The sequence below is a fragment of the Streptomyces sp. bgisy159 genome (assembly GCF_965341775.1).
Classification (GTDB): domain Bacteria; phylum Actinomycetota; class Actinomycetes; order Streptomycetales; family Streptomycetaceae; genus Streptomyces.
In genome coordinates this window covers 61,468-86,837 of the sequence record NZ_CBDQZH010000021.1, presented here as the reverse complement: position 1 = coordinate 86,837, position 25,370 = coordinate 61,468, and the positions used below count along the sequence as shown (strand labels likewise).

General features: G+C 72.8%; 25 protein-coding genes. 14 read left to right on the top strand and 11 right to left on the bottom strand.

Features of this window, described 5'->3' with window-relative positions; all coding sequences use genetic code 11:
- Positions 1-33 precede the first annotated feature (33 nt).
- The 4 genes from ACSLTV_RS21080 to ACSLTV_RS21065 all read left to right on the top strand — a co-directional run bounded on the left by ACSLTV_RS21080 (position 34) and on the right by ACSLTV_RS21065 (position 2,037).
- Positions 34-546, top strand: coding sequence for a MarR family winged helix-turn-helix transcriptional regulator (locus ACSLTV_RS21080; RefSeq protein WP_432134846.1), 513 nt, complete (start codon positions 34-36; stop codon positions 544-546).
- 257 nt (positions 547-803) lie between these two features.
- Positions 804-1,307: a sigma factor-like helix-turn-helix DNA-binding protein gene (locus ACSLTV_RS21075; RefSeq protein ID WP_435612642.1), complete on the top strand. Its 504-nt coding sequence runs from the start codon at positions 804-806 to the stop codon at positions 1,305-1,307.
- A gap of 28 nt (positions 1,308-1,335) precedes the next feature.
- Positions 1,336-1,590, top strand: a complete 255-nt coding sequence (locus ACSLTV_RS21070; RefSeq protein WP_432134845.1) for a hypothetical protein — start codon at positions 1,336-1,338, stop codon at positions 1,588-1,590.
- A gap of 66 nt (positions 1,591-1,656) precedes the next feature.
- Positions 1,657-2,037 carry a hypothetical protein gene (locus tag ACSLTV_RS21065; protein ID WP_432134707.1) on the top strand — a complete coding sequence of 127 codons (381 nt, stop codon included), beginning with the start codon at positions 1,657-1,659 and terminating at the stop codon, positions 2,035-2,037.
- Between the two features lie 51 nt (positions 2,038-2,088).
- Here ACSLTV_RS21065 and ACSLTV_RS21060 read toward each other — a convergent pair whose 3' ends face one another.
- A complete protein-coding gene (locus tag ACSLTV_RS21060) occupies positions 2,089-3,243 on the bottom strand; it encodes a cystathionine gamma-synthase (protein WP_432134706.1) in 1,155 nt (384 codons plus the stop codon).
- 131 nt (positions 3,244-3,374) lie between these two features.
- Between ACSLTV_RS21060 and ACSLTV_RS21055 the strand changes: the two genes are divergently transcribed.
- Positions 3,375-4,493 (top strand): hypothetical protein, encoded by a 1,119-nt coding sequence (locus ACSLTV_RS21055; protein WP_435612641.1) that lies wholly within the window; start codon positions 3,375-3,377, stop codon positions 4,491-4,493.
- A 205-nt stretch (positions 4,494-4,698) separates the two neighbouring features.
- On the opposite strand, the gene msrA is transcribed toward ACSLTV_RS21055, so the two are convergent.
- Together msrA and ACSLTV_RS21045 are read right to left on the bottom strand one after the other, a co-directional pair.
- Positions 4,699-5,211 carry a peptide-methionine (S)-S-oxide reductase MsrA gene (msrA, locus tag ACSLTV_RS21050; RefSeq protein WP_435612640.1) on the bottom strand — a complete coding sequence of 171 codons (513 nt, stop codon included), beginning with the start codon at positions 5,209-5,211 and terminating at the stop codon, positions 4,699-4,701.
- Positions 5,212-5,422: 211 nt separating this feature from the next.
- Positions 5,423-7,009 carry a hypothetical protein gene (locus ACSLTV_RS21045; protein WP_432134703.1) on the bottom strand — a complete coding sequence of 529 codons (1,587 nt, stop codon included), beginning with the start codon at positions 7,007-7,009 and terminating at the stop codon, positions 5,423-5,425.
- A gap of 290 nt (positions 7,010-7,299) precedes the next feature.
- On the opposite strand from ACSLTV_RS21045, the gene ACSLTV_RS21040 reads away from it, so the two are divergent.
- The 4 genes from ACSLTV_RS21040 to ACSLTV_RS21025 all read left to right on the top strand — a co-directional run bounded on the left by ACSLTV_RS21040 (position 7,300) and on the right by ACSLTV_RS21025 (position 11,020).
- The gene (locus ACSLTV_RS21040; RefSeq protein ID WP_432134702.1) at positions 7,300-7,740 is read left to right on the top strand and encodes a glutaredoxin domain-containing protein; all 441 of its coding nucleotides are present in this window, start codon (positions 7,300-7,302) and stop codon (positions 7,738-7,740) included.
- Positions 7,741-7,907: 167 nt separating this feature from the next.
- Positions 7,908-8,588, top strand: a complete 681-nt coding sequence (locus ACSLTV_RS21035; protein WP_432134701.1) for a hypothetical protein — start codon at positions 7,908-7,910, stop codon at positions 8,586-8,588.
- Positions 8,589-8,609: 21 nt separating this feature from the next.
- On the top strand, positions 8,610-10,214 hold the full coding sequence (locus ACSLTV_RS21030) for a hypothetical protein (RefSeq protein ID WP_435612639.1): 1,605 nt from the start codon (positions 8,610-8,612) through the stop codon (positions 10,212-10,214).
- Positions 10,211-11,020, top strand: a complete 810-nt coding sequence (locus tag ACSLTV_RS21025) for a TIR domain-containing protein (RefSeq protein WP_435612638.1) — start codon at positions 10,211-10,213, stop codon at positions 11,018-11,020. The genes ACSLTV_RS21030 and ACSLTV_RS21025 overlap by 4 nt, the downstream gene beginning before the upstream one ends.
- A 138-nt stretch (positions 11,021-11,158) precedes the next feature.
- Here the strand turns inward: ACSLTV_RS21025 and ACSLTV_RS21020 are convergent, their stop codons facing one another.
- Complete coding sequence (locus ACSLTV_RS21020) at positions 11,159-12,079, bottom strand: macro domain-containing protein (RefSeq protein WP_435612637.1); 921 nt, start codon at positions 12,077-12,079, stop codon at positions 11,159-11,161.
- A 101-nt stretch (positions 12,080-12,180) separates the two neighbouring features.
- On the opposite strand from ACSLTV_RS21020, the gene ACSLTV_RS21015 reads away from it, so the two are divergent.
- Complete coding sequence (locus ACSLTV_RS21015) at positions 12,181-13,542, top strand: macro domain-containing protein (protein WP_432134697.1); 1,362 nt, start codon at positions 12,181-12,183, stop codon at positions 13,540-13,542.
- 120 nt (positions 13,543-13,662) lie between these two features.
- Here ACSLTV_RS21015 and ACSLTV_RS21010 read toward each other — a convergent pair whose 3' ends face one another.
- Complete coding sequence (locus ACSLTV_RS21010) at positions 13,663-14,703, bottom strand: NAD(P)-dependent alcohol dehydrogenase (RefSeq protein WP_435612636.1); 1,041 nt, start codon at positions 14,701-14,703, stop codon at positions 13,663-13,665.
- Between the two features lie 170 nt (positions 14,704-14,873).
- On the opposite strand from ACSLTV_RS21010, the gene ACSLTV_RS21005 reads away from it, so the two are divergent.
- A complete protein-coding gene (locus ACSLTV_RS21005) occupies positions 14,874-15,797 on the top strand; it encodes a helix-turn-helix domain-containing protein (RefSeq protein WP_432134695.1) in 924 nt (307 codons plus the stop codon).
- A gap of 89 nt (positions 15,798-15,886) precedes the next feature.
- Here the strand turns inward: ACSLTV_RS21005 and ACSLTV_RS21000 are convergent, their stop codons facing one another.
- Entirely contained in the window at positions 15,887-17,152 is a 1,266-nt protein-coding gene (locus ACSLTV_RS21000; RefSeq protein WP_435612635.1) for a L,D-transpeptidase, read from the bottom strand.
- 206 nt (positions 17,153-17,358) lie between these two features.
- Positions 17,359-17,739: a hypothetical protein gene (locus ACSLTV_RS20995; protein WP_435612634.1), complete on the bottom strand. Its 381-nt coding sequence runs from the start codon at positions 17,737-17,739 to the stop codon at positions 17,359-17,361.
- 109 nt (positions 17,740-17,848) lie between these two features.
- On the opposite strand from ACSLTV_RS20995, the gene ACSLTV_RS20990 reads away from it, so the two are divergent.
- Together ACSLTV_RS20990 and ACSLTV_RS20985 are read left to right on the top strand one after the other, a co-directional pair.
- Positions 17,849-18,175, top strand: a complete 327-nt coding sequence (locus ACSLTV_RS20990) for an LPXTG cell wall anchor domain-containing protein (protein ID WP_432157053.1) — start codon at positions 17,849-17,851, stop codon at positions 18,173-18,175.
- A gap of 42 nt (positions 18,176-18,217) precedes the next feature.
- Positions 18,218-19,015 (top strand): hypothetical protein, encoded by a 798-nt coding sequence (locus ACSLTV_RS20985; RefSeq protein ID WP_432157052.1) that lies wholly within the window; start codon positions 18,218-18,220, stop codon positions 19,013-19,015.
- 64 nt (positions 19,016-19,079) lie between these two features.
- On the opposite strand, the gene hutH is transcribed toward ACSLTV_RS20985, so the two are convergent.
- The 3 genes from hutH to ACSLTV_RS20970 form a co-directional block, all read right to left on the bottom strand.
- Positions 19,080-20,693 (bottom strand): histidine ammonia-lyase, encoded by a 1,614-nt coding sequence (hutH, locus tag ACSLTV_RS20980; protein ID WP_432134844.1) that lies wholly within the window; start codon positions 20,691-20,693, stop codon positions 19,080-19,082.
- A 64-nt stretch (positions 20,694-20,757) separates the two neighbouring features.
- Positions 20,758-21,912, bottom strand: a complete 1,155-nt coding sequence (locus tag ACSLTV_RS20975; RefSeq protein WP_432134690.1) for a diguanylate cyclase domain-containing protein — start codon at positions 21,910-21,912, stop codon at positions 20,758-20,760.
- A gap of 284 nt (positions 21,913-22,196) precedes the next feature.
- Complete coding sequence (locus ACSLTV_RS20970) at positions 22,197-23,006, bottom strand: enoyl-CoA hydratase/isomerase family protein (RefSeq protein WP_432134689.1); 810 nt, start codon at positions 23,004-23,006, stop codon at positions 22,197-22,199.
- Between the two features lie 249 nt (positions 23,007-23,255).
- Here ACSLTV_RS20970 and ACSLTV_RS20965 point away from each other — a divergent pair, with 249 nt between their 5' ends.
- Positions 23,256-23,963 carry a hypothetical protein gene (locus ACSLTV_RS20965; protein WP_435612633.1) on the top strand — a complete coding sequence of 236 codons (708 nt, stop codon included), beginning with the start codon at positions 23,256-23,258 and terminating at the stop codon, positions 23,961-23,963.
- A gap of 61 nt (positions 23,964-24,024) precedes the next feature.
- On the opposite strand, the gene ACSLTV_RS20960 is transcribed toward ACSLTV_RS20965, so the two are convergent.
- On the bottom strand, positions 24,025-25,152 hold the full coding sequence (locus ACSLTV_RS20960) for an adenylate/guanylate cyclase domain-containing protein (protein ID WP_432134687.1): 1,128 nt from the start codon (positions 25,150-25,152) through the stop codon (positions 24,025-24,027).
- Positions 25,153-25,370: the final 218 nt, after the last annotated feature.

The following is a 25,370-nucleotide window of genomic DNA, read 5'->3' as shown; positions in this document are numbered from 1 at the left end:
AGTGAGCCCCCGGCCATGCCCACAACGCCTGAGATGTCGATGGACATGACGACCGTCGGTGACACCGGTCTTCTCGACACGCTGCAGCACGAGGTAGCGCTTTTCGCCCGCCGTGCCGAACAGACCCGGCTCGGCGGGGTCGGGCAGCTGCGCAACTCCATGGACCGCGCCGCGTACCTGCTGCTCAACCGCCTGGACAAGGAGGGGCCGATGGGTGTGAAGGCACTGGCCGCGAGCATGGGCATCGACTCCTCGACGGTCACCCGGCAGGTCGCGCCGCTGGTCGAGACGGGGCTCGTCAAGCGCACCTCGCACCCCGAGGACGGGCGGGCGGTGGTGCTCCAGCTGTCCCCGCGCGGGCAGGCGCGTCTGGAGGAGGTGCGCTCCTCGCGGCGTCAGTTGATGGCCGAGTTGACCCACGACTGGGCGCCGGAGGAGCGCGAGGCGTTCTGCGCGCTCCTCACGCGCTTCAATGGCGCGCTGTCGTCCCGGATGGCGGCCCACGGCCTGCCGGGCTCGGAGGCGTCCCCCGCGCAGGCTTCCTGACCCGACGGGGCCGCCGCGCCGCACGCGTGCCCTGCCCTCGCCGTGCGGGCTTCCCGCCACCCCGGCGCGCTCCCCCTCGCCTCCGTCACCGCGCGCGTGCCGCGTCGTCGTCGGCGCGCGTGTCTCGTCGCCGCGCGCCTGCGCTCGTACCACCGGCCCGTGCGCACCCCTTGACCGGTGGGGCGCGGCTGGCCTCAGATGAGAGAGGGCCGGTCGGTGAGGTCGGTGTGCGAAAGCGGCGTCGGGGGGAGGCGCGCGTGGGAGACAGACACCTGGAGCAGGACGTCCGCCGGGCCCGCGAGTTCGAGGCGTTCGTCGCGGGAGCCGGGGGCCGGCTGCTGCACACGGCCACGCTGCTGACGGGCGAGTCCGCCGTCGCCAACCCGCGCGCGCGGCGGCTGCTGGCCCTGGCCCTGGCGCACACGTACGCGTCCTGGCACCGGCTGCGTGGCGAGGACCCGTACGACCGCACCCGGCGCCATCTGGCCGTCCGCTTCGCCGACGGGGCCTGGCACCAGTACGGCGGCCGTGGATGCGCGCGCCCGCACCCGGACAGTCCGCTGTTTCCGCTCACCCCCCGGGAGCGGCTGGTGCTGGTCCTGCGGTGGTACGAGGGGGTCGGCGAGGACCAGGTGGGCGCCCTGCTCGGCATGCCCGCCGAGCGGGTCCACGCGGTGTGCGAGCGGGCGACGACGACCTTGCTGCGCCCGCCGCCCGCTCCGGTGCGGCCGCCGGCCGGCGCGAAGGTGGCCCCGTCATGAGGGCGCCGGGGAGGTGGCGGTCGTGATCATGAACCGCCCGCAGCGCGAGGCCGCCGTGAGACACCTGCTGGAGGGCTCGGACCGGCCGGCCCCGGTCCCGCCGGAGCTGTACGAGGACGCCCTGCGCCTGGGCGCGCGCCGTCTGCGGCGGGAGAGGCTGGTCCGACGGCTGCTGTGGCTGGCACTGGTCGCGGCGGTGGTGGCGTTCACGGTGTGGTCCCTGACCGCCCGCCCGTGGGTCGAGCCCCCGTCGGACACCACCCCGCCCCTGACGGGCTGGTGAGCCGGCCGCGGCGTGGCCGATCATGAGGCGTCCCGTCGTGCGGCCGCCGGAGAGGCAGTGTGAGCTGTGGGTGAGTGGTATGCGATCTGCGCGATCCGGTATGTCCTGGTCCTCGGCGCGGGGTATGCCGTCGCCTGCGCCGTGGCACCGTTGGACCCGGAGCCCGATCGGGCCTTCTGGCCCATGTTCGTCGGGCAGTTGGTGGAGCTGGCCGACCTGCTGGCGGTCCTGGCGCCGCTCGCGCTGTTCCTTCTGCTGCTGCTGGGGCTGATCAAGCAGTACGGCAGTACGGCGGTGTTCCGCGCGTGGGCCGCGGCGCTGCTCCTCCTTCCGCTGGTGCCGCTGTGGCTGGGCGGCATCGGAGGCTTCACCGGGATCATGATGCTGACCAACATCGCGTTCGCCTGCCGGCTGATGCCCGCGCCACCGCTGCGGCCGCTGTACTGACGGCCTGACACGGCCCGGCCACCCGTCATGGCGGCCGGGCCGGTCGCGTCCCTAGCCGAGCGCCTGCTGCAGGTCCGCCAGCAGGTCGTCGGCGTTCTCGATGCCGACGGAGAGACGGACCAGGTCGCCGGGCACCTCCAGGGCCGAGCCGGCGGCGGAGGCGTGGGTCATGCGTCCGGGGTGCTCGATGAGGGACTCGACACCGCCGAGGGACTCGCCGAGCGTGAAGATCTTCGCCCGGTTGCAGACCTCGACGGCGGCCTCCTCGCCGCCCTCGACCCGGAAGGACACCATGCCGCCGAACGCCCGCATCTGCTTGGCGGCGACCTCGTGGCCGGGGTGGTCGGGCAGGCCCGGGTAGAGGACCCGGGTCACGCGCGCGTGCCGGGTGAGCATGTCGGCGATCTTGCCGGCGTTCTCGCTGTGCCGGTCCATGCGCACCGACAGCGTCTTGGTGCCGCGCAGCACCAGCCAGGAGTCGAACGGACCGGCGACGGCGCCCATCGCGTTCTGGTGGAAGGCCAGCTCCTCGCCCAGGGTCTCGTCGGCGGTGATCAGCGCGCCGCCGACGACGTCGGAGTGGCCGCCCATGTACTTGGTCAGCGAGTGCACGACGACGTCCGCGCCGAGCGACAGCGGCTGCTGCAGGTAAGGCGTGGCGAAGGTGTTGTCGACGACGAGCCGCGCGCCGGCGTCCCGGGCGACCTGGGCGACGGCGGCGACGTCGGTGATGCCGAGCAGCGGGTTGGAGGGTGTCTCGACCCACACGGCCTTGGTCTTCGGCGTGATCGCGGCCCGTACGGCGGCCGGGTCGCCGGTGTCGGCGACCGACCACTCCACGCCCCAGCGGGCCACGACCTTCGCGAACAGCCGGAAGGTGCCGCCGTAGGCGTCGTTGGGGATGACCACGTGGTCGCCGGGGCTGAGGAGCGTACGCAACAGGCAGTCCTCGGCCGCCAGTCCGGAAGCGAACGCGAGACCGCGGCGGCCGCCCTCCAGAGCCGCGAGGTTCTCCTCCAGGGCGGTCCTGGTCGGGTTGGCGCTACGGCTGTACTCGTAGCCGCCGCGCAGGCCGCCGACGCCGTCCTGCTTGTAGGTCGAGACCTGGTAGATCGGCGGGACCACGGCACCGGTGAGGGGATCGGCGGTGTTGCCCGCGTGGATCGCGAGGGTCTCGAAGTGCTGACTGATGTGCCTGTCGCTCATGGGCACCGAGCGTAGTCCGCCCGGCGCTCCCGTGCCGGACGGCTTCGCAGGGGCGTGGGGAGAGCGGGGTTTTCCACAGGCCGGGGGGCCGGGGTTGGCCAATTGTCGGTGCGGTCTGGTTCGCTGGTCACATGGAGATTCTCTGGGGCCTGATGGCGGTGCTCTTGATCGGCTTCGTGCTGGTGCCCTACCTGCTGCGCCGGGGCCGAGGGATCACCCGGGTCCTGCCGGGGCACCCGGACGCCGCCGACCCGGCGAACTACGGCTTCGTACGCGAGGAGGAGCTGGACGTCCGGATGCCGGGGCCCGACCAGGACCTGCTGGAGGTGCTGGACGTGGTGCAGCGCACCCAGGACTACCGGGCGGCCCAGCAGCTGCTGGCCGGCACCGAGACGGACGGTGAGATCCGCTGGCAGCGGGTGCAGGCCTTCGCGGGCGCGGCCTCGCTGGAGCTGGCGCAGCGGCCGGGCGGGGTGAGCGAGACGCCCGGTGGTCAGTGGCTGCGCGTGTGGCGGACCGAGGCGCCCAAGGACGCGGGCGGCGCGGCGGTGTACGCCGAGTTCCTGGTGCAGCAGGCGTGGCGGACCGCGACGCCGGGCACGGAGGATTTCCGGATCATCATGGAGGAGGCCAAGGACGCCTGCGGCCAGGCGGCGCTGCTCTCCCCCGGCGATCCGGTGCCGTACGTCATCGAGCTGTCCGTGGCGCGCGGGCTCGGCTACCCGCGCCCGGAGTTCGAGGAGTTGTGGCAGCGGATCCTGGACCGGGCGCCGTACCACATGGGCGCGCATCTGGCGGCGCTGCACTACTGGTGCGAGAAGTGGCACGGCTCGCGGGAGCTGGCGGCGCAGTTCGCGGAGACGGCGGCCGCCCGGGCGCCGGAGGGCTCGCTGCTGGCCGCGCTGCCGTTGTTCGCGGTGTTCGAGCACCTGCCCGAGGTGAACCTGGTCACGAGCTTCTACCGGAGCGAGACCGTCACCAAGGCGATGCACGGCGCCCTGTACGCGGTGCACTCCGCCGACCCCGAGGACCCGATGGCGGCGCACGTCCGCCACCTGCTGGTCTTCTTCCTGGTGCGTGCCGAGCGCTGGGCGGAGGCGATGGAGCAGCTGGTGCGCGTGGACGGACACGTCGGCGCGCTGCCGTGGACCCTGAGCGCCGAACCGGCCGCCCAGTTCGCCGTGCACCGCGCGCTGGCGGTGGCGGGGTACGAGGCGAACGGCGGCAGCCCGGCGATGCTGCTGGGCTGACGGCGCCCCTCGGACCGGCAGCCTCGGCACCCGGCCCCGGCGCCCGGATCGGAACGGGTGCGCCGCGCGAAGACACCTCGGGAAGTCGCCCGGCAGGCGCAAGCACAGACGCAGGCAAAGGCACAGGCGCAAGCGCAGGCACAGACGCAGGTACAGGCAAGGCCCGGCGGCGAAGCCTTCGCTTCCCGCCGGGCCGTGGTGCGGGTCAGTCCTGGGCGCGGGCGGGCAGCCGCCATCCCGGGCGCGGGAAGTGGCAGGTGTAGCCGTCCGGGTAACGCTGCAGGTAGTCCTGGTGCTCGGGCTCGGCCTCCCAGAAGGGGCCGACCGGCTCCACCTCGGTGACGACCTTGCCCGGCCACAGGCCGGAGGCGTCCACGTCGGCGATCGTGTCCTCGGCGATCCGCTTCTGCTCGTCGTCGACGTAGTAGATGGCCGAGCGGTAGCTGGCGCCGATGTCGTTGCCCTGGCGGTTCCTGGTGCTCGGGTCGTGGATCTGGAAGAAGAACTCCAGGATCGCGCGGAAGTCGGTCCTCTCGGGGTCGAAAAGGATCTCGATGGCCTCCGCGTGCGTGCCGTGGTGGCGATAGGTCGCGTTCGACACGTCACCCCCGGTGTATCCGACCCGGGTCGCCGTCACCCCCGGAAGCCGGCGGATCAGCTCCTGCATTCCCCAGAAACACCCGCCGGCCAGCACGGCCCTCTGCGTCTGCCCAGCCATTGCGGCCCTCCCATACGTGTCAGCTCGGTGACTCGGCGTGCTCGGCTCGAACGCCACCGCCATCCGATGCCCACCGTCTCCAACGCGCGAGGGCCGCGAACGATTCCGTGCTCCCCCGGTCGGCCCGGCGGTCGCCGGCCCCTCCCGAGGCCCGGCCCCGCCGTCCGGACGCCCGGCCCCGTCCGGCGGGGCCGGGCGTCCGGGGGGCCGGCTACTTCCCCGGCTGGGTGAAGCCGAGGACCGTCGGAGCCAGCAGTTCGGTGGACAGCGGGCCGCGTTCGGTTCCCGGCTTGATGTAGTCGCGCAGTCCGAGCACGAGCTGGCCGCGCAGGGCGGGGTCGCCCTCCGCCGTGGGGTCGTTGTGCGGCGGCAGCATCTGCGTGGTGATGTCGGTGCAGTTCTCCGGTCCCCCGGGGACGCCGCTGAGCACCGCGCAGTCCCGGGTGAAGTAGTGGACGAACATCTTGTCGGTGTTGCGGACCGTCTTGGCGTAGGCGTCGGCGGACCCCTTGAGGTCGCTGTCCAGCACGTTGGCCACGCCCGCCAGGATCGCGGCGTTGTTGACGGACAGGGCGCTGTAGGTGGCGTTGCCGGTCTCGGTGGCCAGGGTGTCGATCACCGCGTAGACCTGGCCGGAGTCGAGCGGCAGCGGTTGCTGGCTCAGGAAGTAGGCCGCGTCCTGCTGGTCGCCGAGGCAGTCCATGTTGATCTCGCGGCAGTACGGTCCGGTCCACCCGTACGTCTCCACCGGGTCGAGCATCCGGGCGGAGGCCGGCGGGGGCTGGGTGCAGTCCTGGGTCCGCAGGCGGGTCGTGCCGCGGACGCGCTCGCACACCGCGCTCACCAGGTTCCGCAGGTCGCCCGCCAGGGCTGCTTCGCTGTCGGCCGTGCGCGGGGCGAAGGTGAGCGGTCCGTAGCGCTGGACGGGACCGGTCGAGGCGGGGGCCCGCACTCGCATCACCGTCAGCGGGGGATCCTGCCGCCACCGGGCCGCGGCCTGTTCCTGGCCGGCGTCGGGGAGGGCGTAGCGGAACGCGGTCAGGAAGTCGATGGCGTCCTTGCCCATGCCCAGCGGTCCGATCGGGCCGTAGGTGTCCCGGTCGGGGATCTGCTCGGTGAAGATGTCGTCGGCGGGTACGCCCTGGGCCTGCAGGGTCCGGCGGACGGCACGGTCGGTGGCGGCGCTCGGGGTGACGATGAAGTACCGGTTCTTCTCGAAGGAGTAGCCGGACTGCCGCTCCATGACGACGTTGTTCACGATGTCCCCGAGGGCGGACACGCTCTGGGTCCGCTGCGAGCCCCGGTCGCCGGGCGGGATCGTGTCGAACAGGTAGTGCATGGGGACGTCGACGGTGCTCTGCCACTTGAGGTAGTCGCTGGTCTTCCAGTGCCCGTGCTGGCTGAACTCGAAGGTCTGCAGTCCCATGTAGCGGCCGGGGGGCGGCATCTTGCCGTACATCACGAGAGCGTCGCGCTCGCCGAGCCGGTAGGTGGCGGTGTGTCCAGGCCGCGTCTTGCCGAAGGCGTTCACCGCCGCGGGGTCGACGTACTCCCCGGGCCAGGTCTTGACGACGGGCAGCACGTACGGGGCGGCGGGGTTGTTCGCGTAGCAGTTCTTCAGCTTCGGGTAGGTGTAGTTCTCGCAGTCCTGCTCGGTGTACAGCTTCGGGTAGCCGGAGGCGACCTGGAAGCCGCTCGCGCGCAGGTCCGCGACCAGCCCCGAGGTGAAGGAGTCGCCGGGCCCGTCGGGACCGCCTCCCGCACTCTGCCGGCCGCACCCGGCCATGGCGACGAGCAAGACGCACGTCAGCGAACACCCGACTCTCGGCGCTGTACGGCCCACGGTTTTCCCTCCGGATCGGTTCCGTGCCCACGCCTGCGGGAGGATGGCACCGTGAGGCACAGTCCCGAGGTCTACACAGGGTTGCTTTCAGTGATTCGACTGTCACCAAAGGTGGTGGGCCGGGCAAACCCGGCGGGGCAGTCGGGCGACGCACCGGCGGCCGCGCCCGACGGGGTACCGCGGGCGGGCCGCCCGTTCCCGCCGGTCCCGGCGCCCCCCGGGGCCCTGCCGGCCCGGGTGCCCTCATGACGCGCGGCCGGCTGCTCCTCCCGTCGCTGCTGGTGCTCGGCGGAGCGGCCCTCGCGACCGGCATGGTCCTCGACGGGTCCCCCGGCCCGGCCGTGGTGGTGCTGCTGGTGTTCCTGGTGCTCGCGGGCATGCACTCGCCGCTGGTCTTCCCCAGGTCGGTCGGCGCGGCGGAGGCGCGGCGGCGCAGCGCGCTCGACGGCCGGCCGGTCGTCCTCTGGCGCCCGGGCTGCCCGTACTGCCTCCGGCTGCGCCTGCGCCTGGGGCGTGACGCCCGCCGGGCGCACTGGGTGGACATCTGGCGGGACCCGTCCGGCGCGGCCATGGTGAGGGAGGCCGCCGACGGCGACGAGACGGTGCCGACCGTGCTCGTGGACGGCCGGCCCCACGTCAATCCGGACCCCGCGTGGGTCCGCCGGCAGATCTCCCGTCCCTCGTGACCGCGTAGGCGCGCGCCCGCGGCCGGGTGTCTCATACCGGACCCGGATCGGAAGCGCATCGGAAGCGGGAAAGCGGTTCTCGGCCATCGCCCGTCGCGGCAGAGTGGCTCTCGCCACACCGGCTGGACGAGCGAGAACCCGGCGATCGCCGGGAGTTGCGAGGATTCATGAGACACACCCACGAGCCGCCGAGCCTGTTACCCGCCGCCGGCCAGGAACGGACACACACGCTCCTCATCGCCGGTGTTCCTCTGCTGCTGCTCGTGCTGATCGGCGTCGTTCCCCAACTGGGTTCGGACGACGGCGCATCGGGCGCGAGCGGCTCGGACCGGCCCGGCGGCTACTTCTACCGGCCACCGGACAGCTACTCGGCCCCACCGGACACCTCCCCGACGTACGAGACGGCGCCCTCCCTGCCCACTCCCGAGGCCACCAGCCTGTTCCCGGACCCGTTCGGCACGCTGGACGCGCAGGGCGGGGAGACCGCACCGAGCGCGGAGGGCACGGGGAGCGTCCTCGGTACGGTGGGCACGCCGGACCCGGGGAGCAGTGAGGACGCCGGCTCCCCCGCCGCCACCGTCAGCCGCTACTTCGAGGCCATCAACGCCCGCGACTACCGGACCGCCTGGGATCTCGGCGGCAAGAACCTCGACTCCTCCTACGCGTCGTTCGTGTCGGGCTTCAGCGACACCGCGCGCGACGAGGTCACCCTCGGACTGACGGTCGCCGGCAGGGTTCCGGTCGACCTGGTCGCCGTCCAGACGGACGGCACGCGGAAGTCGTACAGCGGCTACTACACCGTCGCGGACGGGGTCATCACCGAGGCCTCGATGTCCCCCACCGGCTGAGCAGAGCGGAGCGACGAAGACATGTCGAGCGAGACGATTTCCCTTCCCGCCCAGCCGCCGGAACGGCCCCGGCCGGCCGCCGGGCCCACCGTGCCGGACTCCACCAGCGACGCCACCCGCCTGCTGTGCGCGGGCACCTACCTCGACACGGCGTACCGGGCGACGGTGATCCGTGAGCTGCTGACCCACCGGTTCCGGGTGGTGGCACCGTCGTACGGGTACGACGCCGTTCCCGTGCTGGCCCACGCCCTCGCGGCGCGCCGGCTGCACAAGATGCAGCGGGCCGTCCTCGGCATCGGGTTCGGCGTCACGGTCGTCCTGATGGGGCTGGACGTCCTGAGCGGGTTCACCGGGACGCTGCTGGTGCTGTGGCTGGTGTGGGTGACGGCGTATCTGCGCCGGGTCGTCACCCTGCAGACCCTGATCAGCCGTCTGCGGCCCCGGACCGTCGGGGCGGGCGGGCCCGCCGGGTTCGACGGCTCCTGTCCGGAACACCCGGAGCTGACGCCCGAGCTGGCCGCCAAGATCGACCGGGAGCAGACGTCGGACGGCAGTGTGATCCACTACGGCGGCTACCGGCCGTTCGTCGGCGCGGGCGAGCAGGTGCGCCGCTGGTCCACCGCCGAGTTGCTGATCGGAGCCCCGCGCACCGTGTTCGACCGCCGTCGGCACGCCGCCGGCTCGTCCGGCGAGTCCGGCGAGTCCGGCGAGTCAGGGAAGTCCGGCGAGTCAGGGAAGTCCGGCCCGGCCGATCGGGAGCCGAAGCGCAAGGAGGTCATCCCCTTCACCGTCAGGGAGATCACGGCGTACGTCGGCGACCGGATGACCGCGGACCTGCGGGACCGTCAGCCCGAGGGGAAGCGGATCGACGGGCTGGCGGTCGAGCGGTCCACCTTCACCGCGTCCGTCTCCACGCACCCCGGCACGCTCCCGGAGGGCGCGGGCCGCTGGCAGGACACCTACGGCTCGGGACGCGTCTACCTGTGCGTCCGGGTGGGGTCGTGGAACCAGGAGCTGGTCACCACGGCGTTCGTGGGCTTCGACCTGAAGGGGAACAGCCTGCACACCGAGTTCTACTCGTACGTGCTGAGGCCGATCCGGGAGAACTTCCACCTGGTGGACCGGCTGCCCGCCGGTCTGGACGCCGGGCTGCTGCTCCGCGTCGGGTGGGACACGCTGCTGGGCGCGCCGCAGACCGCGGCGCGGGCCGTTCTGAGCCGGTTGCCGGGCCTGCGGGAGCGGCGCTGGGACGCACTGGTGATCGAGGCGGCCGCGCCCGACACCAGTGAGTTCCGCCTCGGCCGCTACGCGGCCCACGCGCCGAACCGCGGGGCGCTGCTCAGCATCAGGGAGATGGCGGTCAGCCCCCACTACCACGAGTTCTTCCAGGAGACGGACACCATCAAGTACACACAGATCGTGGAGCGCCAACTGCTGCAGATCGTGCGTGACTTCCTGCACGAGCACAACGTGGACCTGGCGGAGCACGAGGCCCGCCAGACGAACATCCTCAACGACTACGGACACCACAACAACTTCGTCAAGGGCGACAGGAACAACGTCAACTCGGGCACGCAGCACGCGGCCCCGAAGTCCGACGGCGGCAAGGGGGCCGCGTCCTCATGACGGATTTCATGGACGACTGGGACGACTTCATGGACGACACGCCGGGCAACCGCAGCGACTACGGCAAGGACAACGACTTCGGCCGCAACAACAACTTCGTCACCGGCAACGGCAACCGCACCAACTCGGGCACGCAGAACTACTACGCCGGCCCGCCTGGAGGTTCCCGGCCGGCCCGTGAGGACCGGGGAGACGACCGTGAGACGGGCCGGCGGCGCGAGGAGGAGGGCTCCGAGGCTCCCGCGGACCGCAGCCGCAACGTCTTCGTCGTCCACGGGCGGGACGAGGAGGCCCGGCTGAAGATGTTCGACCTGCTGCGGCTGCTCGATCTGCATCCGCTGGACTGGGAGGACCTGATCAAGGCCACGGGGCGGACGGCTCCGTACCTCGGCGAGGTGGTCACCAGGGCCCCTTCGCAGGCGCAGGCCGCCCTGGTGCTGCTCACACCGGACGACATCGTCCAGCTGCACCCGCAGCTGCGGGGGGCGAACGAGCCGTCGTCCGAGACCGAGCCGACCGGTCAGCCACGCCCGAACGTGCTGATCGAGCTGGGCATGGCGCTGATGGCCTACCCGGAGCGCACTCTGCTGGTGCAGATGGGCGAGATGCGTCCGATCTCCGACATCGGGGGCATGAACTTCATCCGCTTCGACGGTTCGGAAACCGCCCTCGGCAAGATCGTCGAGCGGCTGAAGCTGGCGGGGTGCAAAGTCAACGACACCGGCTCCGACTGGCGCCACACCTTCCCCTACCGCCATCTGTCGGCGTACGGCCGCACCGGGCGTGTGGAGTCGCCGGCCACCTGAAGCCGCGGCACGGGCCCGGTGGCCGCTCAGGCCCGGGGGACGGGCCCGTGCCGCTCGGCGCCGCGTGGCGCGTACCGGACGGCGTCCCCCGGGGGGTCGGACGCCGGGTACCGTCACGCGGCGCCGCACCTCCCGGCGTCAGACGTGGCGCCGGGCGCCCGCCGCCAGGCCGGACAGGAACGCGCCCGCCTCCGGGAGGTCGATCCGTCCCAGCTCGCCGGGCCGTACGACCACGCGCAGCTCGCGGCAGACCACCCGTTCCCAGGAGTGGACGACGAACGACAGCAGGATCAGCCGCAGCAGACTGTTCTCGTCGAGGTCGTGCAGGCGGGCGAGCCCGGCGCCGGTCAGCGGCATGGTGACCCGTTCCAGCTGGCCGTGCCGGCGCACGGCGTCCCACAGCCGCTCCAGGCCGATCCACAGGTCCTGCACCCCGGAGGAGGCGACGCAGTCGTTGCCCATCCGGCTGTAGGCGACGGCGAACACCAGCCGCGGCCGGGTCCCGAGGACGGCGACGGTGCCGAGCGGGTACCGTTCGCGCTTGCCGCGCGGCTTGTCCCGCGCGCTCTCCGACACCCGCGGAGCCACGCCGCGCAGGGCGGCGGTCAGTTCCGCGTCCAGCCGCCGGACGTCGCCGGCGTAGCGGCGGGCGAGCAACTGGCCCTGGACGCTGGCGTCGTTGATGACGGAGCCGTCGCCGACGACGGTGTCGAAGGTGTCGGTGAAACCCACCACGAGATGGCCGGGCTGGTCGAAGAGGTCGCCCTCCTCGACCACCACCGTCATACCGGGCCGTGCGAAGTCCTGCCGTACGGCGGCCTGCGGCCGGGTGCGGGCCAGCCCCCAGGCCAGGCAGAGGGCCAGGGAGCCGGCCAGCACCGGAGCGGGGCGTGAGACGGCCTCCGGGAACAACAGGCCGACGAACTGCAGGACGGCCGAGACACCGCCGAACGCGACCAGCGCCTGGGCCGCGAAGGCCCGCCGTCCGCGCCGCGATCCGGGCAGCCGCGGCCGTGGCCGCGCGAGACGGATCGCGGGAAGCGGTCCGGTCCATCGCATGATTGCCTCCAGGGCACCTTGGTACGCTGACGACACTGCTGAGGGTGTGTCACGCGGCAAAGGGGGCGGGGCGCGTGCAGACTCACGCACCAGGTGTACGCGTGAGCGTCCTGGGCCCGGTCCGGCTCGACGTGAACGGCGTGCCGGTACGGCTGACCCCGCTGACGGCGCGCCTGCTGGTCCGGCTGGTGGCCGCCGAGGGCGAGGCCGTGACGGCCCGCCGGCTGTACCGGGACGTCTGGGGGCACACCGTGGACGTGCCGCGTCAGGAGCTGCGCGGCCGCAACGAGGTGCAGAAACGCGTTCTGGAGCTGCGGCGCGCCTTCGACCTGGCCGGGCCGGGATGCGGGGCCCGGATCGTGCGCACGGGGCAGTTGCCGACCGCGCGCGGGGCCGAGAGCACCTACCGGCTCGACCTGGCCGTGGAGGAGCTGGACAGCGCCGAGTTCACCCGGCTGGTGAGCGACGCGCTGCACGCGGCCCCGGCCTCGGCCGTCCGGCTGCTCACCGGCGCGGAGCGGCTCTGGCGCGGCCGGCCGCTGGCCGAGGCGCAGGACGAGGACTTCGCGAGCGGTGCGGTACGGCGGCTGACCCGGCTGCGCGAGACGGCGCTGCGCGAGCTGATCGCCGCGCACACCGTGCTGGGCCGCTACGACCTCGCGCTCCCGGTGGCCGAGCAGGCGGTGCGGGAGCGGCCGGAGGACGCCGAGGCGGCCGCCACCCTGGCCCGGCTCGGCGCCCGGCTGCGCGAGCGGCACGGGGACGAGTTGCTCCGGCACACCCTGCGCGGTCTGCGGGTGGACGTGGTCGTGGTGCGCGGCGACCTGTTCGACCACGAGGACGCCAACCTGGTGGTGGGGTTCTCGGACACCTTCGACACGTTCGCCGACGACGTGGTGATCAGCCGGGAGAGCGTGCAGGGCCAGCTGGTCGACCGACTCTTCGAGGGGCGGCACCGGCTTCTCGACGAGCGGGTGCGCCGCGGGCTGAAGGGTGTCGCACCGCTGGCCACGGAGAGCCCCCGGGCGAAGCCGCGCGGCCGGCGCACCCGCTACCCGATCGGCACGTCGGTGGCGGTGCCGGTCGGCGGCCGCCGCGTCTTCGCCCTCGCCTACTCCCGGCTCGGCAACGACCTGCGGGCCCGTTCCGCGCCGGCGGACCTGCGGCTGAGCCTGGAGCGCCTGTGGCCGTCGGTCGCCCTGCACGGCATGTTCAAGCCGGTGGCGGTGCCGTTGATCGGCGCGGGCCTGGCCCGGATCGTCGAGCTCGACCACACGCAGTTGCTGCTGCTGGTCGTGGAGACCTTCGCCCGGAGTCTGCGCCAGGACCCCGCCGTCTCCCCCGAGCTGCGGATCGTGCTGCGCGACGACGAGCTCGCACGGACCGAACTCACGGTCGTCGAGGCGTTCCTGCGCGGCGTGGACGAGCAGGGGCTGACGCCCCCGCCGCTCGGCGCGAGCTGATCCGGTCACTCCCCCAGCAAAGATCCGGGGCCGCTTCCGCGGACAGCCACCGCGTGCTTCCGGAGCGCTTCCCGAGTGCTTCCGGGAACCGGCTGGGCGGGCGCCGCGGTGGCCGGACGGTCAGATCGTCGACGTGTCGATCACGAAGCGGTAGCGCACGTCGCTGTTCAGCACGCGCTCGTACGCCTCGTTGATCTGGTCGGCGCGGATCACCTCGATCTCGGCGCCGAAGCCGTGCGTGGCGCAGAAGTCGAGCATCTCCTGGGTCTCGGCGATGCTGCCGATCATGGAGCCGGCGAGGGTCTTGCGGCCGCCGATGAGGGAGAACAGGTTGAGGGAGACGGGCTCCTCGGGGGCGCCGACGTTCACCAGGGCGCCGTCCGTCTTCAGCAGCGAGAGGTAGGCGCCGAAGTCGAGCGGGGCGGAGACCGTGGAGAGGATGAGGTCGAAGGTGCCGGCCAGGTCCTGGAAGGTCGCGGGGGCGTTGGTGGCGTAGTAGTGGTCGGCGCCCAGCTTCAGGCCGTCGTCCTTCTTGCGCAGCGACTGGGACAGGACGGTGACCTCCGCGCCCAGTGCGTGCGCGATCTTGACGCCCATGTGGCCGAGGCCGCCCATGCCGACCACGGCGACCTTCTTGCCGGGGCCCGCGTTCCAGTGGCGCAGCGGGGAGTACGTGGTGATGCCGGCGCACAGCAGCGGCGCGGCCTCGTCCAGCGAGAGGCCGTCGGGGATGCGGACGGCGTAGTTCTCGTCGACGACGAGGTGCGTGGAGTAGCCGCCGTAGGTCGGCTCGCCGTTCTTGTCGAGGCCGTTGTAGGTGGCGGTGCCGCCCTTGAGGCAGTACTGCTCCAGGCCCTGCTCGCAGTACTCGCACGCGCGGCAGGAGTCGACGAAGCAGCCGACGCCGACCCGGTCGCCGACCGCGTACCGGGTGACGCCGGGGCCGGCCTCGGTCACGATGCCCGCGATCTCGTGACCGGGCACCATCGGGAAGATCGCCTGTCCCCAGCCCTCGCGGACCTGGTGGATGTCGGAGTGGCAGATTCCGGCGAACTTGATCTCGATGAGGACGTCGTGCTCGCCGACGGCACGGCGCTCGATGGTGGTGCGCTCCAGCGGGGCCTTGGCGGCGGGTGCGGCGTATGCGGGCACAGTGGTCATGCCGGGTGTCTCCTAGCACTTCGGGAGCCCCGGCCTGCCTTCCGGCCGGGCGCGGTGTCCAGACTGCCGGTCCGGCCGGCGCCCACCCAGGCCTCCGTCGTTCGTACGTCTGCGGTGCCTACCACCGGCGGGGACAGGATCGTGCGCGTACGACCAGGAATACTCGACGTATGGACGAACAGCCCGAGGACGTACAGGGGCCTGCCGCAGGGGCCGGACGGGCGCTGGACCGGCGCGCGGAGCTGAGCGAGTTCCTGCGCACCCGGCGGGCCCGGCTGAAGCCGGAGGACGTGGGGCTGCCGGTGTTCGGGCGGCACCGCCGGGTGCCGGGGCTGCGGCGCGAGGAGCTGGCGCAGCTGGCCGGGGTGTCGGTGGCGTACTACACGCGGCTGGAGCAGGGCAACGGGCGCAACGTGTCGGCGGAGGTGCTGGACGCCATCGCCCGGGCGCTGCGGCTGACCGACGCCGAGCACGCCCACCTCACGCATCTGGCGAAGCCGAAGCAGCACAAGAAGCGGGCGGCGGCGCGCGGCCCCCAGCTCCGGGTGTCGTTGCGGCACCTGCTGGACACGATGGACTCGGTGCCGGCGTACATCATCGGGCCGCGCGGGGACATCCTCGCGTGGAACCGGATGGCGGCGGCGCTCTTCGGTGACTGGGGCGAGCTGCCGGCCGCCGAGCGGAACTGGGCGCGGCTGGTGTTCCTGCGGCCCGAGTACCGCGAGCTGTTCGTCGAGTGGGAGCAGAAGGCGATCGACATCGTGTGCCTGCTGCGGATGAACGCCGGCTACTGCCCGGACGACCCGCGGCTGGCCGCGCTGATCGGCGAACTGTCCGTGAAGAGCGAGGAGTTCCGCCGGCTCTGGGCGACGCATGACGTCAAGGAGCAGACCCACGGGACGAAGCGGCTGCGCCATCCCCTGGTCGGCGAGCTGACCCTGCACTTCGAGGGTCTCCGGCTCGCCGACGACGGGGAGCGGTCGATGATCGTCTACCACGCGGAGCCGGGCACGCCCTCGGCGGAGGCGCTGCGGCTCCTGGCGAGCTGGGGCACCGACGCGACGCGGGCGGGCAGCCGGACACCGTCCGCCTGAGGCCCGGTCCGGCGGGGGCGGGGCTCGGCCCGACATGACGATGCCGCCCCGAGGGGCGGCATCGACCGGTGGGTGTGCGGTGGTGGCCGTCAGAGGGCCGAGCCCGCCTTCCAGGTGGCCCAGTCCATGTTCCAGCCGTTCAGGCCGTTGTCGGGGGCGACGGTCTTGTCGCCGGTGTTGGCCACGACCACCACGTCGCCGACCATGGAGTTGGTGAAGAACCAGTAGCCCGGGGTGCCCTTGTCGTTGGCGCCCTTGGTGTCGGACAGGCCCACACAGCCGTGGCTGGTGTTGACGTTGCCGAAGACGGACTTGGCGCCCCAGTAGTTGCCGTGGATGAAGGTGCCGGAGGTGGTGAGGCGGATGGCGTGCGGCACGTCCTTGATGTCGTACTCGCCCTTGCCGTCGTCGTCGGTGAAGCCCACGGTCGCGCCGTTCATGCGCGTCTCCTTGAACTTCTGCGACATCACCATGATGCCTTCGTAGGTCTTGTTGTCGGGCGAACCGGCCGAGATCGGGATGGTCTTGACGACCTTGCCGTCCTGCGTGACCTTCATCTGCTTGGTCTTCGCGTCGACGTAGCTGATCTGGTTGCGGCCGACGTTGAAGGTGACCGTCTTCTGCTGGACGCCGTAGACCCCGTCGGCGCCCTCGACGCCGTCGAGCGTCAGCTTCAGGGTGACGGTGGAGTTCTCCTGCCAGTACTTCTCCGGGCGGCAGTCCATGCGGGTGCTGTTGAACCAGTGGCAGGCGACCTCCTGGCCGCTGCTGCTGGTGACCGTGATGCCCTTCTGGACGGCGGCCTTGTTGGTGATCGACTTGTTGAAGCTGATCGACACCGGCATGCCGACGCCGACCGTGGAGCCGGCCTCGGGGGTGAAGTTGCCTATGAAGCTGTTGGCCGGGGACACCGTGGTGAAGGAGGCGTTCTCGTGGGCCTCGCGGCCGTCGGCGTCCTTCGCGGTGGCGGCCAGCTTGTAGGTGGTCGAGCGCTCCAGCTGGACACTGGGCTTCCAGCTGGTCTTGTCGGCGGACATCTCGCCGGCGACGGCGGTGCCGTCCGCGGTGGTCATGGTGACCTGGGTGAGCGTGCCCTTGGCCACCGTGACCGAGGCGGAGTTGTTGATGGAGGCGTTGTTGGAGCCGTCCGCGGGCGTGATCTTGATCTGCGCCTCGGAGGTCTTCTCGGCCGCCGCCTCGTCGACCTTGGCCTGCGAGGTGTCGTTGCCACCGCTGCCCGAGGCGTTGTCGTCGCCGCCGGAACAAGCGGAGAGCACCAGCACACCGCCGAGCAGTGCGGACGCGGCCATCAGACCCTTGCGCCGCTTACTGTTCGCAATCACACGCTTCTCCATCACTGCCGATTCCCGATACCCCGAGAGTCCCCGTCAAGGTCTTCAACGCTACGACCGGTTTCTCCCGTTCCACATAGCGCGCATGTGTGGGGCACACCACGTCCGTCACGGGGGCGGCGGGTGCGGTGGTCGGTGGTTGCGTCGTATGAGACGACGTGACCCCGGACGGCGGTTGCCGTCCGGGGTCACGAATTGACCACGACCGGTCAACCGGTGCCGCCCTCGGTGTCGTCTTCGTCGACATCATCCTCGTCGAGATCCCAGTCCGGCGAATCCGGGTCGTACTCGATCCGCTCGCTCGACCAGGACGCCTGCTGGAGTTCCACCCCCGGGACCTCGCTGACCAGGTCGAAGGGATCGACGAGATACGCCAGCGCCTCGGCGGTGTCCTCCGTCACAGTGCTCTCGGCCTGCCCGCGCTCGTCGTCCGCCGTCCCCGCGTTCCGGATGTCACCGGAGTCACCGGTCTCCTCGGCGTCCTCGGCGATGCGCCGCAGGGCGGCCTCGGTGAGGGCGTTCGCGTCCTCGACTTCGAGGACCAGTTCCACCCGAAGCCGCACAAAACGCGATGTCTCTTCAGTGCTCATGCCGGGAGCGTAAAGCTCTTCGCCCCCGTGACTTTCCCGTGACCCGCGACTTTCACTAACATCTGCGGACACGGCCAATTCGCCAGCGCCACAAGGGGATCGATCTTCCGTGTCATCCGCTCGCCGTCCACTGCTGACCGCCACCGCCGCGGGGACGCTGCTGTGCGCCCTGTGGTTCGTCCCCTCGGCCAACGCGACCCAGGACGCCACCACCCCCACCTCCGCCACGAACACGCAGGTCACGAGCCTGGTCACCACCCAGGCGCGCCCCACCTCCACCGGCGTCCGGGAGAGCGGCGGGGCCGGTGACGGCACCCTCCTCGCCGACACCGGAAGCTTCGACACCACCCCGTACGTGGTGGGCGGGACGACTCTGCTCGCCCTGGGGGCGGGATTCGTGGTGTATTCCGTTCGCCGGGAACGCCTGGGTTTTTGAACTGACTTGACGCCCCCTTGACGGAATCTTCATAGTCATCGCATGAACAGATCAACGGGGGCGCGGCTGTGCGCCACGGCCGCTGTGGGCGCGCTGTCGCTCGCGCTCATCACGGGATGCTCGGGCGGATCGTCCGACGACGCCGAGGACGGCGCCAAGGACACCGGGAGTTCCGCCTCCTCCTCGGCACCGGCGGCGAAGGCGCTGACGTCGGCGGAGCTGGAGAAGCTCCTGCTCGCGCAGGGCGCGGTCAGCGGGTACAAGGTCGACTCGGGTGACGACCTGCTGCCGAAGTCCAAGAAGGACGTGAAGACCGACAAGCCCGCCTGCGACCCGCTCGCCTGGGCCACCGGCGGCCTCGCGCCGGGCGACACCGGCGCGAACGCGAGCAACTCCCTGACGGAGGACAAGAAGCCCTCCGGCGCGCCGACGTCCCTGGAGGACGTCAGCGAAGCGGACATCGAGAACGCCTTCAAGATCAACATCACCTTCGTCGGCCTGTCGTCCTACGAGGGCGACGGCGCCGAGAAGGCCATGAAGGCGGTGTCGGACGGCGTCAAGGCCTGCTCCGGCGGGTACGGCGTCACCGCCGACGGGGAGAACTCGAAGGTCACCAAGGTCGCCGAGATCGAGGGCGCCGCCGGCGGCGACGAGTCGGTGGGGTTCGCCGAGGACGTCGACATGGACGGTGACGGCACCGCCACCTTCCACACCCAGGTGGTGCGCAAGGGCAACACCATCGCCACCTTCTACACGGCGGACTTCACCGCGCTGACCGGCGGCAAGGCCGCCGAGGTCCCGGCCGCGGTGGTGCAGGCGCAGCTCGCCAGGCTGAAGTGACCCGCTGACCCGAGGAGCCCCGCCGTGTGGACCACGGCGGGGCTCCTCGGCGTCGCGGCGCCGGTCAGCGCAGCGGGCCGGTGACCGTCTCGGCGGCGGCGACCAGCCGGCCGTCGCGCACGAAGGCGTCGGCCGCCGCCAGGTCGGGGGCGAGGAAGCGGTCCGGGCCGGGGCCCCCGACGCCGGCCTCGCGGGCCGCGTCGATGACCGCGCGGGTGGCCGGGGCCGGGGTCAGCCCCTCCCGCAGCTCGACGGCGCGGGTGGCGGCGTACAGCTCGACGGCGATCACCCGGGTGAGGTTGTCGACGGCGGTGCGCAGCTTGCGCGCGGCCGACCAGCCCATGGAGACGTGGTCCTCCTGCATGGCGGAGGACGGGATCGAGTCCGCGGAGGCGGGGACGGCGAGCCTCTTCAACTCGCTGACCAGCGCCGCCTGCGTGTACTGGGCGATCATCAGCCCCGAGTCCACGCCGGCGTCGTCCGCGAGGAACGGCGGGAGTCCGTGGCTGCGGTTCTTGTCGAGCAGCCGGTCGGTGCGGCGCTCGGCGATGGAGGCCAGGTCTGCGGCGGCGATGGCGAGGAAGTCGAGGACGTAGGCGACCGGGGCGCCGTGGAAGTTGCCGTTGGACTCCACGCGCCCTCCCCCGGCGAAGCCGTCGGAGCCGTCCCCGGGCAGCACGACGGGGTTGTCGACGGCCGCGGCCAGCTCGCGCTCGGCGACGAGCCTCGCGTGGGCCATGGTGTCCCGGCCCGCGCCGGCGACCTGCGGGGCACAGCGCACCGAGTAGGCGTCCTGGACGCGGGGGGCGTCGTCCTGGTGGTGCCCGGTGAGACCGGAGCCCTTCAGCACGGCGAGCATGTTGGCGGCGGCGTCGCCCTGCCCGGGGTGGGGGCGGATGGCGTGCAGCTCGGGCGCGAGGACCTTGTCCGTGCCGAGCAGCGCCTCCAGCGACAGGGCGGCGGTGATGTCGGCGGACTTGTAGAGGGTGTCCAGGTCGGCGAGGGCCATGACCAGCATGCCGAGCATGCCGTCGGTGCCGTTGAGGAGGGCGAGGCCCTCCTTCTCACGCAGTTCCACGGGGGCGATGCCGTGCTCGGCGAGCAGTTCGGCGGCGGGCCGTACGACGCCGTCGGGGCCCTCGGCCTCGCCCTCGCCCATCAGCGTCAGCGCGCAGTGGGACAGCGGCGCGAGGTCACCGGAGCAGCCGAGCGAGCCGTACTCGTGGACGACGGGGGTGATCCCGGCGTTGAGGATGTCGGCCATGGTCCGCGCCACCTCGGGACGGACACCGGTGTGCCCCGAGCAGACGGTCTTCAGGCGCAGGAACATCAGGGCCCGTACGACCTCGCGCTCGACGCGCGGGCCCATGCCGGCGGCGTGCGAGCGGACGATGTTGCGCTGCAGCTGGGTGCGGAGTTCCTGGCTGATGTGCCGGGTGGCGAGGGCGCCGAAACCGGTGGAGACGCCGTAGACGGGATCGGGCTTGGCCGCCAGGGCGTCGACGATCTCGCGGGCCGCGGCGAGGGCGGCCACGGCCTCGGCGGAGAGCTCGACCCGGGCGCCGCCGCGCGCCACGGCGAGGACGTCGGCGGCGGTGACCCCGTACGCCCGCCCGTCACCCAGCACCACCTTGTCAGGGCCGCGCTTCGCGCCGTCGCCGTCCACCACAGTGTGCATATCCATATTCAGGAGCGTACGCAGTGAATTCCAAGATGTCACTAGTGGGGTACTGGAGCGCCCCTTACCGCCGCCCCCGGAACCGCCGGCGCTCCACCGCGCCGTCCTCCTCGGAGGGCTCCGCGTCCGCCAGGCGTACGACCGGGTCCTCGGGGCCCTCACGCCCGGCCACCACCGGCCGGGCCGAACGCTCGGCCTTGGCGCGGTACTGCGCGGCGTCGGCGAGCCGGAACAGCCGGCGGGCCGAGCCCACGGGGCCGACGGGGTCGCCGGTCGACGCGACCCCGCAGGCCACCCCCTCGCCGAGGGCCAGTTCGGCGGCGCGGCGGCACAGCTCGTCGGCCACCTTCACGACGTCGTCGGCGGGCGGGCCGACGGCCAGCAGGCAGAACTCGTCGCCGCCGAGGCGGGCGGCCAGCGCGCCGGGCAGCATCGCGCCGCACAGCGACAGCACCGACCCGAAGCGCTCCAGCAGCCGGTCGCCGACGGCGTGCCCGAGGGTGTCGTTGACCCGCTTGAGCCCGTTCAGGTCGCAGACGACCAGGCTGACCACGGCGCCCTCCCGGCGGTGCCGGTCCACCGCCTCGTCCAGCCGGGAGTCGACCGCGCGGCGGTTGGCCAGGCCGGTGAGGGAGTCGGTGAAGGCCAGCCGGCGGGCCTCCTCCAGCCGCTCGGTCTGCGCGAGGCCGGCGGCGACGACCGAGGCGAGGACGGTGGCGAAGTCCGCGTCGGCGCGGTCGAAGACGGGAGCGCCGGTGGAGCGGGCGACATACAGCTCGCCCCAGGCCCGGCCGTGCAGCACGACCGGGGCGACCACGCACGACCCCCGGTTGCGGCGGCGCAGCGCCGCCACCCGCTGGTGGCAGAACCCGGGGTCCCCGGCGGCCGGATCCGGGCCGTCGGCGGTCTCCACCCAGGCGTTCGGCTCGCCGCCGGCCGCCCAGCGCTCGTGCAGGAACTCGGTGATCTCCGGGAAGCGGTGGACGGGGTAGGCCTCGTTCTCCGGGAACTCCGCCTCGTCGGGGGCACGGTCGCCCACGTTGACCAGAACACGCAGACAGCCCAGGTCGCGCTCCCACACGGACAGCGCCGCGAAGCTCCCGGCCAGCGCACGGCAGGCGCCGAGCGCCGCCGCGCGCCAGGACTCCCGGGGGGTGTGCGCCGCCGCCATCCCTTGCGCCAGCGCGACCACGGCCGCGAGGCGTCTGTCCTCACCCATTCATCCAGGCTAGGGATATTCAGGCCGAAAAGGGACGGTGGGTGTGGCGCACGGGGGAGAGTCCGGCCGTTCGCGCGCCCTCGGCGGCGGGGCGACACGGCCGGCCGGGCGGTGGATCACCCGCTCCCCCGGCCCACTCCCCCCGCCTCGCCCCGCCCCGCTCACCACCCGGCCCTGCCCCCCGACCCTGCCCCTCCGGCCCCGCCCCTCCGGCCCCGCACCTCCGGCCCCGCACCTCCGGCCCCGCACCTCCGGCCCCGCTCCCCGGACCTGCGCTCGCGGACCTACTCTCCCGGCCAGACAGGCTTCCGCTTCTCGTTGAAGGCGGCGACACCCTCCGCGCGGTCCCCGGAGAACGCGACGGAACGCCAGGCCGCGTCCTCGACCTCCAGGCCGGCCCGCAGGTCCAGCCCCTGGCCCAGGCGCAGGGCCCGCTTGGCGGCGCGCAGTCCGACCGGCGAGTTCCCGGCCATCCGTGCCGCCATCGCCAGCGCCTCCGCCCGGTCCTGCCCCGCACCGGTCAGAACGTCGACGAGCCCCAGCTCCCGGGCCTCCGCCGCCTCGACCCGCCGCGCCGAGAAGATCAGCTCGGCGGCGCGCGCGGCCCCGACCCGCCGGGGCAGCAGCTGCGTACCCCCGCCGCCCGGGATGACGCCCACCGAGACCTCCGGGAGCCCCACCACGGCCGTGGGGTCAGCGACGATCACGTCGCAGGACAGCGCCAGCTCGAAACCGCCGCCCAGCGCGTACCCGTGCACCGCCGCCACCGTCGGCACCGGCAGCTCCAGCACCCCGGTATACGCGGCACGGGCCACCGGCCGCTGCCGCACCAGCTCCGCGTCGCTGAAGGAGTTCCGCTCCTTGAGGTCGGCGCCCACGCAGAACGCCCGCTCGTGGGTGGAGGTCAGCACGACGACCCGGACGTCGCGGTCCGCGCCCAGCGCGGCACAGGCGGCCGCGATCGACCGGGCCATCTCGCTCGACACGGCGTTCATGGCCTTCGGCCGGTCGAGGGCCAGCTCCGCCACATGTCCGACGTCCCCGTCACCGTGCCGCCGCACCAGGACGAACTCCCCGAACCGCTCCTCGCTCAAGACACCCTCCGGTTAACGCGGGTTAACAACTTCGACGGGCCCGATCATCGCAGCCCGGCCCCGCCCGGGGGAAGGAGCCGGGCCCACCGGCCGCAGAGCAGACGATTGGTCCGGAAGTTCCCGGAACGCCGCCCGACTACCCGTTCGAGTGAACATTTCTGCGCACTCCGGGCTCCTCGCCCGGGGGAGCGCATAACGTGCGTCCGCCACGGCGTATCGGGGGCGCGAACGCATCGGGGAGGCAACACGATGACGAACACGCCGACCAGCACGGCGACGAGCACGGTGAGCGGCACCGACCGCCACCCGGACACTTCCGGCCGCACCGGAGGCCGGACCCCGGCGGAGCCGGCCCTCGCCGGCCCCGGTGCCGCACGGCTGTGGGGTCCGCGCGGCCGGCACCGCCGCCCCCGGCCCCGCAAGCTGCTTCTCGCGGCCGGCGGTCTCGTCGTGGCGGCCGGGGTGCTGAGCCTCGTACGGCTGACTCCGCACTCGGGGGTCGGCGGCCTCGGCACCGCCGAGGCCGGCCCGTCGTACCCGGACCAGGGCGCGGCCACCGGAACCGAACGCGCGACCCACACCGCCGCGACCGCCCCGGCCGTGCCGAAGCACGCGCCCCCCAGCCCCGCGGCCACGTCCCCGACGGGCGCTGCGGGCGCCGCCGCGACACCGTCGGCGCCGAGGACGCCGGGACGCGAATCGGTGCCGGTCGCGTCGGAGGCCCCGGGGGTGGCACCGGACGACGGCGCCCCGCGCGGCTCGGCGGACTCCGGCGCCACGAGTCCGCCCGACGCGTCCGGCGGGAGCGCGGACACCGCCGCTCCGGCCACCTCCACCTCCGCCCCCGGCTCGGGCACCGGCACCGGCACCGGCACCGGCACGACGTCGCCCGCCCCGGAGCCGAGCATGCCCGGCCTGTGCGTGCCGGCCATCGGGCTGTGCGTCGACCTGCCGTGACCCCGGCGCACGGCGCGGCCCGGCAACGGCCGGGCGGCGCACCCCGCGGAGCGCGGTGGAGTCAGCCGGCGTCGCCGTCGCGGCGGTTCAGCAGCCAGGGCTCGACCACACCCAGGCCACGCACCGGGCGCTGCCACATCGGCTGCAGCGCGAAGCGGTAGGCCGGCGGGTCCTCGCCCTCCTTCTCCGCGGCGGCCGCCGCCTCGGCCGCCTCCGCCTCGGAGGCGGGGGCCTCGCCGGTGCGGGTCAGCTCCTCGGCGAAGGCGCTGTCGACCAGCACGGCGTCGCGGGGGGCTATCGAGGTGAGGCGGGAGGCGAGGTTCACCGTGGTGCCGAAGACATCGCCCATCCGGGTGGTGACCGTGCCGAACGCCATGCCGACGCGCAGCTCCGGCATGGTCTCGTCGTTGGCCATCGTCTCGATGAGCCGCAGCCCGATCTCCGCGGCGATGCCCGCGTCGTCGGCCGCGTAGAGCACCTCGTCGCCCAGGGTCTTGATCAGCCGGCCGCCGTGTGCGGCCACCAGGTCGGCGGCGGTGGTCTCGAACGCCTCGACCAGCTCGCCGAGCTCCTCCTCCTCCATGCGCCGGGTCAGCCTGGTGAACCCGACGAGGTCGGCGAAGCCGACGGCCAGACGGCGGTCGACCATCTCCTCGTCGTCGCCGGTCTGCACGACCCGGCCGGCCGAGGCGGCGAGCTGGCGGCGCCAGACGTAGACCAGGAACTCCTCCAGCTCCGGCAGCAACAGCTCGACGATCGGATACGTCACCTCGGTGCGGGTCATGCCGGGCTCGGGCGGCTCGGTCAGCCCCTCCAGGAAAGAGTCGATCTGCCATTCGGCCAGACGGGCGGTGGTCTGGCCGGTGGACCGGGCCACCTGCACCGCCATCGCCTCGCTGAGCAGGCCCGCCTCGACCAGACCGGCCAGGCGGCGCAGCGCGAGCACGTCGGCCTCGGTCAGGGCCTTCGCCTGGCCGATGTCCGCGAAACCCATGGCCCGCCAGAAGCGGGAGGCCAGTTCCATGGAGACACCGGCGCTGCGGGCCGCCTGGAACGGGGTGTAGCGGCGCTCGGCGCCCAGGATGAGCTGTTCGAGGCGCAGGGCGAGCGGATCCTCGCCGGTGTCAGTGACGTGGGGGTCCACTCGGCCGCTTGCGTCCGCGCCGGAGCCCGTGTCGTCGACGGTCACGCCTGCTGCCCTTCCGATCTACCGCGGTCGGGTACCGACCGGCCTCAACTCTACGGCAGGTGTGCGCCAGCTCACTCCGTCGGGTGGGGCCGGGGAGTGAGCTGACCGGGGGTTACTCGGTGGTCGCGGGCGGTGTGCGGGGAGCGCGGGGAGTGCGGGGAGCACGGCCCGTTTCCGGGGGGGGCGGGCCGCCGGTGGCCGGTCGCGCGGGTCCCCGC

Bases quoted from the DNA above. Each gene is read 5' to 3' on its own strand.
- ACSLTV_RS21080 (WP_432134846.1), top strand. From the start codon at position 34: ATGTCGATGGACATGACGACCGTCGGTGACACCGGTCTTCTCGACACG.
- ACSLTV_RS21070 (WP_432134845.1), top strand. From the start codon at position 1,336: ATGAACCGCCCGCAGCGCGAGGCCGCCGTGAGACACCTGCTGGAGGGC.
- ACSLTV_RS21060 (WP_432134706.1), bottom strand. From the start codon at position 3,243: ATGAGCGACAGGCACATCAGTCAGCACTTCGAGACCCTCGCGATCCAC.
- ACSLTV_RS21055 (WP_435612641.1), top strand. From the start codon at position 3,375: ATGGAGATTCTCTGGGGCCTGATGGCGGTGCTCTTGATCGGCTTCGTG.
- msrA (WP_435612640.1), bottom strand. From the start codon at position 5,211: ATGGCTGGGCAGACGCAGAGGGCCGTGCTGGCCGGCGGGTGTTTCTGG.
- ACSLTV_RS21040 (WP_432134702.1), top strand. From the start codon at position 7,300: ATGACGCGCGGCCGGCTGCTCCTCCCGTCGCTGCTGGTGCTCGGCGGA.
- ACSLTV_RS21035 (WP_432134701.1), top strand. From the start codon at position 7,908: ATGAGACACACCCACGAGCCGCCGAGCCTGTTACCCGCCGCCGGCCAG.
- ACSLTV_RS21030 (WP_435612639.1), top strand. From the start codon at position 8,610: ATGTCGAGCGAGACGATTTCCCTTCCCGCCCAGCCGCCGGAACGGCCC.
- ACSLTV_RS21025 (WP_435612638.1), top strand. From the start codon at position 10,211: ATGACGGATTTCATGGACGACTGGGACGACTTCATGGACGACACGCCG.
- ACSLTV_RS21020 (WP_435612637.1), bottom strand. From the start codon at position 12,079: ATGCGATGGACCGGACCGCTTCCCGCGATCCGTCTCGCGCGGCCACGG.
- ACSLTV_RS21010 (WP_435612636.1), bottom strand. From the start codon at position 14,703: ATGACCACTGTGCCCGCATACGCCGCACCCGCCGCCAAGGCCCCGCTG.
- ACSLTV_RS21005 (WP_432134695.1), top strand. From the start codon at position 14,874: ATGGACGAACAGCCCGAGGACGTACAGGGGCCTGCCGCAGGGGCCGGA.
- ACSLTV_RS21000 (WP_435612635.1), bottom strand. From the start codon at position 17,152: ATGGAGAAGCGTGTGATTGCGAACAGTAAGCGGCGCAAGGGTCTGATG.
- ACSLTV_RS20995 (WP_435612634.1), bottom strand. From the start codon at position 17,739: ATGAGCACTGAAGAGACATCGCGTTTTGTGCGGCTTCGGGTGGAACTG.
- ACSLTV_RS20985 (WP_432157052.1), top strand. From the start codon at position 18,218: ATGAACAGATCAACGGGGGCGCGGCTGTGCGCCACGGCCGCTGTGGGC.
- hutH (WP_432134844.1), bottom strand. From the start codon at position 20,693: ATGCACACTGTGGTGGACGGCGACGGCGCGAAGCGCGGCCCTGACAAG.
- ACSLTV_RS20975 (WP_432134690.1), bottom strand. From the start codon at position 21,912: ATGGGTGAGGACAGACGCCTCGCGGCCGTGGTCGCGCTGGCGCAAGGG.
- ACSLTV_RS20965 (WP_435612633.1), top strand. From the start codon at position 23,256: ATGACGAACACGCCGACCAGCACGGCGACGAGCACGGTGAGCGGCACC.